Here is a 2,307-nt window from a genome sequence, read left to right on the forward strand (position 1 = left end):
AATTCTTACTTAATGGTTTTTATGCTAATGCTCTTCTTCGATTATGGTAGGAAGACTCTGAATGTCGTATTCAGATTTCGATAGTGCAACATCAATCCCAACTTGAAATGGCGCTACTCCAGTATCCTCTCGCTTTTATTGTCAGTAGTCTGACTTACTGTTCAGCGCCTCTTCATTGCCATCCGAAACTCGATGACGTATCCTGTACAGTAGTTTTGTGACGGTTATAGCTGCATTATTCAACATTGGTATATAACAGTTTACGGCCAGTGATGGCTGGAGGTATTTTGCTATGCCGACTGTTACGTTCATAGAACTTACACCTTCATGAAGAAACGAGGAATCAACCAGTCACGACATGGAAAAATTGAAAATGTGGACGCAGAGAGGTTATCCACTTATATAATTTCACGCTAAATGATTACTTTAAAATGATGTTATTGCTTTTTGCCCATTTTCTTAATCTTCCATTAGCATTGGAATAAGGTGAGGATGTGTTAAATGAGATCATTCTCCCCATCGTCCATTTTGTGTACCATGGCCTTCCATATAAAACGTCATCGGTTCGCTCATCAATAATTTTCACAATTTCATTTTTTACAGTATGAAGTTCAGCTATTAATAAATCATAACCTAACTCACTGTAATCTGAGTAAAATTTTTGTGCAAGAAGACCAAGTTGGTTCCATTTATAACCTGTTTCTGGAAAATCGACAGGCAAACCTTTTGCATCGGAAGTGATCCACTTTACAACAAGAGAGTTCCATCCTATTAGATACGAAACAAGGTCACGGACACTCATCTTCGTTCCTTTTGCGTGCCCATCCATTGAGTTATCTATTGTGATTCCAGGCGGGATTACTTTAAGGTAACTAATTAATTTACTGAAGCTTTTATCAATGGCGAAAAGTAATTCAGCTTTCGTTTGAGGCACACTCATACGGAAATCCTCTCATTTTAAATGAGTCATCATAAAGGCGCTGAGTGGTGTTTGAAAAGTACTACCTACCATAACAGGGGAAGACACTGATAGATACAGAAAACCTCTAGATAATAAGTTCTCGAGAGGACGTATTTTGGGCCAGGGTAATTCTGACAGGGCACTCAAAAGTTGAATGTAACTAAAAAAGGAGTATTTACAGTAGGATAGTGTTGTTAGCAACAAAAGTAACATATGATGGGTTTTTGTTGGGTTCATGAATTCTTACAAACATGTCAAAGAGGGATGGAAATGAGAATCGGTATTCTTGGAGCAACCGGAAGGGCGGGGAGAACGATCGCATTAACTTTAATTGAGAATGGTGTCCATGATGTGGTATTGATCGGCCGGGATAACAACCGGCTAGAGCAACTGCAACAGGAGTTAGAATCTGTGTCGACGGTCTCTCCTGCTTTCTTCACAGTATCCTTAGACAACTCGCTTTCTCTTAATTTAGCTTTTAAAAGTATAGATATGGTAGTTATTGCCATCAGCTCGGCTGAAAAACTACCTAGTGTGATCGATGCTGCATTAGACACAAAAACAGATTGTCTGGATATTTTTTTATGCAGTGATCGAAAGCGTCTGATATTAGAGTCTTATCAGCAAAAGATCCATGAAGCTGGTATTGTTTATATTACCGATGGAGGTTATCACCCAGGCATCCCAGCTGCTATGGCGAGGTTTGCAGAGAAAGTATCGCCAGGTCTGTCGACAATTAATGTTTATAGTTCATTCGGCGTTGACTGGGGAGAGAAAACTCTCTCAGAACAGGCAATGATCACGTTTATGGAAGATGTACTGTCCACCAAGATGTGTTTTTTAGAAGAAGGGAAGTGGTGTACCGGAATGAAGATAGTGCGCTTCTCTTTAAGAGATAAAAATCAGCACTTTTTCCCTATAGACCTAGATGAAATGCGGTTTCTCACGTCATATATACCAACCTTGAAGAATGCTGGATTCTTCGCTGCTGGTTTTGGAGTCTTTATTGACTACATCATGATGCCAATATTTCTCTTTCTGGTAAAAATATCACCTAAATTCATTAGGTTAGTCGCAAGAATGTTCGCTTTTACATTGAAAATGCTATGTAATAATGAACGTTTTGCATTATTGCATCTTCGTGGTGAGGGTTCCCATGAAGAGATCGAGATAACAATATCACATGGTGATGCCTATGGACTGACAGCTTTACCAGTTGTTGCCTGTCTGAAGCAATATACGGAAAACAGAGCCAAACCAGGTGTTTATAGACAAGCGATCTATGTTGAACCGTTAGAATTCATTAATGATTTGAAGAGTATGGGGGTATCGGTCAATCTAAATAG

The 2,307-nt window shown here is 39.2% G+C and carries 2 protein-coding genes and 1 pseudogene; 1 reads left to right on the top strand and 2 read right to left on the bottom strand.

Annotation, left to right across the window (positions count from 1 at the left end; genetic code table 11):
• Positions 1 to 41: 41 nt before the first annotated feature.
• Together NNO02_RS23055 and NNO02_RS23060 are read right to left on the bottom strand one after the other, a co-directional pair.
• Positions 42 to 273 (bottom strand): annotated as a pseudogene (locus tag NNO02_RS23055) (ISL3 family transposase); the annotation flags it as partial.
• Between the two features lie 148 nt (positions 274 to 421).
• On the bottom strand, positions 422 to 940 hold the full coding sequence (locus NNO02_RS23060; RefSeq protein ID WP_271442807.1) for a ClbS/DfsB family four-helix bundle protein: 519 nt from the start codon (positions 938 to 940) through the stop codon (positions 422 to 424).
• Positions 941 to 1,231: 291 nt separating this feature from the next.
• Here NNO02_RS23060 and NNO02_RS23065 point away from each other — a divergent pair.
• Positions 1,232 to 2,307: NAD(P)-binding domain-containing protein (locus tag NNO02_RS23065; RefSeq protein WP_271455855.1), on the top strand; the 1,076-nt coding region annotated here is incomplete at its 3' end.

Origin of the sequence: Citrobacter sp. Awk 2, from assembly GCF_028069815.1 — a bacterium.
In the GTDB taxonomy this organism is placed as follows: domain Bacteria; phylum Pseudomonadota; class Gammaproteobacteria; order Enterobacterales; family Enterobacteriaceae; genus Citrobacter.